The organism is Kineococcus glutinatus, from assembly GCF_039542765.1.
GTDB classification, from domain to species: domain Bacteria; phylum Actinomycetota; class Actinomycetes; order Actinomycetales; family Kineococcaceae; genus Kineococcus_A; species Kineococcus_A glutinatus.
Map to the genome: position 1 here is coordinate 1 of NZ_BAABIL010000351.1, position 5,929 is coordinate 5,929.

The 5,929-nt window shown below is 77.7% G+C and carries 6 protein-coding genes; 3 read left to right on the forward strand and 3 right to left on the reverse strand.

Annotation, left to right across the window (positions count from 1 at the left end; genetic code table 11):
* On the reverse strand, positions 1-302 hold a 302-nt coding region (locus tag ABEB16_RS13395), incomplete at its 3' end, for a PucR family transcriptional regulator ligand-binding domain-containing protein (RefSeq protein ID WP_345712745.1).
* Positions 303-349: 47 nt separating this feature from the next.
* Here ABEB16_RS13395 and ABEB16_RS13400 point away from each other — a divergent pair.
* The 3 genes from ABEB16_RS13400 to soxR all read left to right on the forward strand — a co-directional run bounded on the left by ABEB16_RS13400 (position 350) and on the right by soxR (position 4,580).
* Complete coding sequence (locus tag ABEB16_RS13400; RefSeq protein ID WP_345712746.1) at positions 350-1,198, forward strand: FAD binding domain-containing protein; 849 nt, start codon at positions 350-352, stop codon at positions 1,196-1,198.
* Entirely contained in the window at positions 1,195-4,035 is a 2,841-nt protein-coding gene (locus ABEB16_RS13405; RefSeq protein WP_345712747.1) for a molybdopterin-dependent oxidoreductase, read from the forward strand. The genes ABEB16_RS13400 and ABEB16_RS13405 overlap by 4 nt, the downstream gene beginning before the upstream one ends.
* A gap of 65 nt (positions 4,036-4,100) precedes the next feature.
* Entirely contained in the window at positions 4,101-4,580 is a 480-nt protein-coding gene (gene soxR, locus ABEB16_RS13410) for a redox-sensitive transcriptional activator SoxR (protein WP_345712748.1), read from the forward strand.
* An 80-nt stretch (positions 4,581-4,660) separates the two neighbouring features.
* On the opposite strand, the gene ABEB16_RS13415 is transcribed toward soxR, so the two are convergent.
* Both ABEB16_RS13415 and ABEB16_RS22820 read right to left on the reverse strand, forming a co-directional pair.
* Positions 4,661-5,041, reverse strand: coding sequence for a PIN domain-containing protein (locus tag ABEB16_RS13415; RefSeq protein WP_345712749.1), 381 nt, complete (start codon positions 5,039-5,041; stop codon positions 4,661-4,663).
* A gap of 46 nt (positions 5,042-5,087) precedes the next feature.
* The gene (locus tag ABEB16_RS22820) at positions 5,088-5,435 is read right to left on the reverse strand and encodes a type II toxin-antitoxin system Phd/YefM family antitoxin (RefSeq protein ID WP_425560191.1); all 348 of its coding nucleotides are present in this window, start codon (positions 5,433-5,435) and stop codon (positions 5,088-5,090) included.
* Between the last annotated feature and the right edge of the window lie 494 nt (positions 5,436-5,929).

A 5,929-nucleotide genomic window follows, 5' to 3' on the forward strand; every position in this document is an offset into this window, starting at 1 on the left:
GCCAGCCCGTGCCGGGCCGCGGCCTGCACGACGTCGTCGGGCACGGTGCCCAGCAGCCCCTCCCCGGCGGCGACCGCGCTGGCACCGGCCGCCGCCGCGGCCGCCAGGAACGTCTCGCTGTCGGCCGGGTCGCGGCGCCACACGAGCCCGGTGAGCACGAGCTGCTCCGGCTCGACGTAGCGGCCCGGTTCCAGCAGGTCGACGGTGCACGCGCCGCTCACCGTGCGCGCCAGCTCCGCCGGGCCGCCGTGCAGCACGCGCAGGCCCAGCTCCGCGACCTCCAGCAGGTCCAGCACCCGCACCGCACCCTCCCCCGTCCCGCCCCCGGCGGCCGCCCGTGGAGCCGCTCGTGGACCTGAACACCGTCACCGAGGTGCGCGCCGTCCGCGCGCGCCGCGACCTCGACGCCCTCGCCGAGGAGGGCACGGCGATCCTCGCAGGCGGCACGTGGTTGTTCTCCGCGCCGCAGCGGCACCTGCGCACCCTGCTCGACCTCACCACCGCCGGCTGGGAGCCGCTGGTCGCCGGCGACGACGGGCTGGAGGTCGCGGCGACGTGCACGATCGGGGAGCTGTCGCGGCTGCCGGCCCGGCCGGGCTGGCGCGCGCACCCGCTCCTGGCGTGGTGCTGCCGGGCGCTGCTGGCCTCCTTCGCGGTGCGGCACACCGCGACCGTGGGCGGCAACGTCTGCCTCGCGCTGCCCGCCGGGGCGATGACGTCGCTGGCCGGTGCCCTCGACGGCACGGCGCTGGTCTGGGGGCCCGGCGGGGCCGAGCGGCGGCTGCCGGTGGCCGACCTCGTCACCGGCCCCGGTCGCACGCAGCTGGCCCGCGGTGAGGTGCTGCGCTCGCTGCACCTGCCCGCGGCGGCGCTGCGCAGCCGGGTGGCGTTCCGCCGCACCTCGCTGGCCGCCCGCGGGCGCTCGGCGTCCCTCGTGGTGGGCCGCCTGGGCGAGGACGGGTTCGTGCTGTCGGTGACGGCGGCGGTGCCGCGCCCGCTGGTGCTGCGCTTCCCGGGGATCTGCCCGCCGGAGCGGCTGCGCGCGGCGCTGGACGCGGTGCCGGTGTGGTTCGACGACGCGCACGGGGCGCCGGACTGGCGCCGCGCGGTGACGGGTGTGCTGGCCGAGCAGGTGCGCGCGGAGCTGGCCGGCCCGCCGCGGGCCCGCGCCGGTGCGGCGGGGGAGGGGGCGCGGTGAGGTTCGAGGTGGACGGGGAGGCCGTCGAGGCGGCGCCGCGGGCCGGGCAGTGCCTGCGCACGCTGCTGCGGGAGCTGGGGCGCACCGGGGTCAAGCGCGGCTGCGACACCGGTGACTGCGGGGCCTGCACCGTCCTCGTGGACGGCGCCCCGGTGCCCTCGTGCCTGCAGCCGGCGCACCGGGTGGCGGGCCGGGCGGTGACCACGGCGGCCGGGCTGGGCGCGGCGGGGGAGCCGCACCCGGTGCAGCGCGCGTTCGCCGACGGCGCGGCGTTCCAGTGCGGGTTCTGCACCCCGGGCGCGGTGGTCACCGCCAGCGCCCTCGACGACGCGCAGCGCGCGGACCCGGCGGAGGCGCTGAAGGGGAACCTGTGCCGCTGCACGGGGTACCGGCCGATCCGGGAGGCGCTGCGCGGCAGCGGCTGCGGAGTTCCCAGCGGCACGCCGGCGGACGATGCCCGTCCCGGGGGGTCGCTGCCGGCGCCCGCCGCGCCGCGCGTCGTCACCGGCACCGAGCCGTACACCCTGGACCTGGCCCCCGGTGACGTGCCCGGACCGCCGCTGCACGCCGCGGTGCTCGGCAGCCCGCACGCGCACGCCCGCATCCGGCGGATCGACGTCTCCCGCGCCCTGGCCCTGCCGGGGGTGCACGCCGTCCTCACCCACCACGACGACCCGGGGGTGCTGTTCTCCACGGCGCGGCACCACCACCGCACCGACGACCCCGACGACACCCGCGTCCTGGACGACGTGCTGCGCCACCACGCCCAGCGGGTCGCGGTCGCGGTGGCGGACACCCGGGCGCTGGCCGAGCAGGCCCTGGACCTGGTGGACGTGGAGTACGAGGTGCTGCCGGCGGTGCTCGACCCGGAGGCCGCGCTGCTGCCCGGCGCCCCCCTGGTCCACGGCGACAAGGGACCGGCCTCGCGCATCGCCGACCCGGGGCGCAACGTGGTCGCCGCGCTGCACGGCGGGGTGGGTGACGTGGAGGCCGCGCTGGCGGCCGCGCACGCCGTCGCGGGCGGCACGTACCGCACGCAGCGCGTCGCGCACGTCGCCCTGGAGACGCACGCGGCGGTGGGCTGGCTCGACGCCGAGGGCCGGCTGGTGGTGCGCACCAGCACGCAGGTGCCGTTCCTCGTGCGCGCGGAGCTGGCGCGGATCCTGGGGCTGGACCCGGAGCGGGTGCGGGTGTTCACCGCCCGCGTCGGCGGGGGTTTCGGCGGCAAGCAGGAGATGCTCGTCGAGGACGTCGTCGCCCTGGCGGTGCTGCGGACCGGGCGCCCGGTCCAGCTGGAGCTCACCCGCACCGAGGCGCTGACCCGCGCGCCGTGCCGGCACCCGTTCCGGGTCCGCGTGCGCGTCGGCGCGGATGCCGGGGGCCGGTTGACGGCGCTGGCCCTGGACGTGCTCGTCGACGCCGGCGCCTACGGCAACCACAGCCCCGGGGTGGTGTTCCACGGCTGCCACGAGTCGGTGGCGCTGTACCGCTGCCCCAACAAGCGGGTCGACGCGCGGGCGGTCTACACCAACGTCCTGCCCTCGGGGGCGTTCCGCGGCTACGGCCTGGGGCAGGTGCAGTTCGCCGTGGAGTCCGCCCTCGACGACCTGGCCCGCGAGCTGGGGATCGACCCCTTCGAGCTGCGCCGGCGCAACGTCGTCGCGCCGGGGGACGCGTTCGTCGTGACGTCGGACCCGCGCGAGGGCGGCGCCGACGACGGGCTGCGGTTCGGCAGCTACGGCCTGGACCAGTGCCTGGACCTGGCGCAGGAGGCGCTGCGCCGCGGCGGGGCACCCGCCCCGCGGGGGGAGCAGTGGCGCACCGGTGAGGGGATGGCCGCCACGATGATCGCCACGGTGCCGCCGCGCGGGCACGTGGCGGAGGCCGCGGCGGCGCTGGCGGCGGACGGGACGTGGGAGCTGCGGGTGGGCACCGCCGAGTTCGGCAACGGCACGAGCACCGTGCACGTGCAGCTGGCCTGCGAGGCGCTGGCCACGTCGCCGGACCGGGTGCGGCTGCTGCAGTCCGACACCGACGTCACGGGTTTCGACACCGGCGCGTTCGGTTCCGCCGGGGTGGTCGTCGCGGGCACGGCGCTGCTGCGGGCGTGCCGGGCGCTGGCGCTGCGGGTGCGGGCGGTGGCCGCGGGGCTGGCCGGGGCGGCGGCCGAGGAGGCGGTGCTGGAACCCGGCGGCGTGCGGGTGCGCGGGGAGCTGGTGCCGTTGTCCGACGTGCACGCGGCGGCGGTGCGGGACACCGGTGCCGCCCCGCGCGCCGAGGGCCGCGACGACGCGGGGCTGCGGTCGGTGGCGTTCAACGTGCACGCCTTCCGGGTGGCGGTGAGCACCGCGACGGGGGAGGTGCGCATCCTGCGCTCGGTGCAGGCCGCCGACGCGGGGGTCGTGCTGAACCCCGCGCAGTGCCGCGGCCAGGTCGAGGGCGGCACCGCGCAGGGCATCGGGTCGGCGCTGCTGGAGGAGCTGCGCCTCGACGCCGCGGGGCGGGTCGTGACGTCGACGCTGCGCGACTACCTGGTGCCGCGCTGCGCCGACGTGCCCGACACCGAGGTGCTCTTCGCCGACACCCGCGACGAGCTCGGCCCGCACGGGGCGAAGTCGATGAGCGAGTCGCCGTACAACCCGGTCGCCCCGGCGCTGGCGAACGCGGTGCGCGACGCCACCGGGGTCCGGCTGCGGGAACTGCCGATGAGCCGGGACCGGGTGTGGCGCGCGATCGCCGCTGCCGCAGCGGGTCCCGGTGGCGACGACGCCCGGGGTGCGGGTGCTCTTGCCGGGGAGGGGGCGCGGGCGGCAGGCTGGACCTTCGAGCGCGCTTGAGGTCCGGGGCGCGTCGGGTCGAGGGGCCGGCCCCGGGTCCGCCCCACCGGTCGGGGGAGGTCCGCGTGCACGCCGACGACGCGCTGGCGATCGGGGAGGTGGCCGCGCGCGCGGGTGTCACGCCCTCGGCGCTGCGGTTCTACGAGCAGGAGGGGTTGCTGCACCCCCTCCGGACCGCCGGCGGGCAGCGCCGCTACCCCCGGGCCGTGCTGCGCCGCATCGCGTTCATCCGCGCCGCGCAGAGCGTGGGCCTGTCGCTGTCGGAGGTCCGCGACGCCCTGGCCTCGCTGCCCGAGGGTCGCAACCCGACCCGCGCGGACTGGGACCGGCTCTCGCGGTCGTGGCGGGCGCGGCTCGACGAGCGGATCGCCGCGCTGCAGGCGCTGCGCGACGGGCTGAGCTCGTGCATCGGCTGCGGCTGCCTCTCGCTGCAGCGCTGCCGGTTGTCGAACGCCGCCGACGCGGCCGCCTCCGCCGGTGCGGGTGCCCGGTTCCTGCCGGCCGCGCTGCGCGACCGCGACGGCTGGACCGAGGCCTCCGCCTGAGGGCGCGGTGCGAGCCACCCGGTGGTGCGTCGAGAAGGGCGGCGGTCAGTTCGGTGACGTCGGGGAGGCCTGCGCGCTGGTCATGGGGTGACGACGGTGACGAGGCTCTCCAGGCCGCGGTAGTCGTCCGCGTTGGAGGTGCAGACGTCGAGGCCGTGCACGAGGGCGGTCGCCGCGATCCACAGGTCGTTCCGGCGCTTCTTCGGCGTGCGGCCGACGGCGATGACGGCGGCCACGATGTCGGTGTAGGCGACGGCGACGTCCTCGTCCAGGGGCAGCGGGGTGTAGCGCCGGAGGAGCTGGGTCAGGTTGCGGCTGCGCTTCACCCTGTCGGCCGGGTTCTTCGCCAGGGCGACTCCGTCGTGCAGTTCCAGGACGGTGACGATCGAGACGTGGGTGGGGCCGGCGACCGGGAGGCCGTCGATGACGACGTTGGTGTCCAGCAGCTTGCCGTTGCTCACCGGTCTGCCCGCCGGACGGCCGCACCCTCACCGTGGGGCACGGCGGTCACTTGACCTCCTTGTCCGCCGGCTCCTCGGTGCTCTGCTCGCGCTGGGCGCGGCGGGCGGCGGCGCGCTCGTAGGGGTCGTCGAGGTCGTCGTCGACGAACTCCTCGGCGAACCGTGCGATGTCGGCCTTCCAGGCGGCCCGCTCCTCGGGGGTGAGGGCGTGGCCAGGGATGGCGGGCTCGTTGTCCAGGTGGACGGTGCGCTGGGGGCCGGTGGGCACGGGGTCCAGGCGCAGGACGCCGATGGGCTTGCCGTGGACGGTGATCGTGAAGCTTTCCCCGGCTTGGAGTCGGCGCAGGACGCCGCCGGAGTCGTTGCGCAGCTCGCGCTGGCTGATCGTTCCCATGCGAGGATCGTAGCAATCTTTTGCTACAGGGGGAGGCCGGGTGCGCCCACGGGCCGTGAGCCAGCCGCCCCGGCAGCTCCGGGCGCCCTCCGCGGCCGGGGCGGGCGCGGTGGTCCGGCTGCCCTCGGTCGGGTGGTGGCGCCAGCCGGCAGATGGTCACCTCGTGTTCCCTGCGCTGTCGACCGGCTGGACGAGCTGGCCGAGCAGTTCCCGGCTCCGAACCGGACCTGGCGCGACCGAGGTTCCGGTGCGGGTGCCCGCCGACCGTGCCGCCCGACCCGTGACCTCGGGCGGGCCAGCGGTCACCGTGGTCGGGGTCGCCCGGGGTGCTGGTGGTGCTGCGCCGGTCGACCAGCCCGCCGTCCCTGGCCGGGGCCTCAGCCCAGCCACCCCGGTCGCGGCGCCAGCCCGAGCCGGTAGCGGGCGGCCTCCTCCGAGGGGCTGTGCGGGCCCAGCGCCAGGCGCAGCGCGGCGAGCTGGGCGGCGGCGAAGGC

What these genes read in the sequence shown, in the direction of transcription:
- ABEB16_RS22820 (WP_425560191.1), bottom strand. Translation starts at nt 5,435, where the DNA reads ATGGGAACGATCAGCCAGCGCGAGCTGCGCAACGACTCCGGCGGCGTC.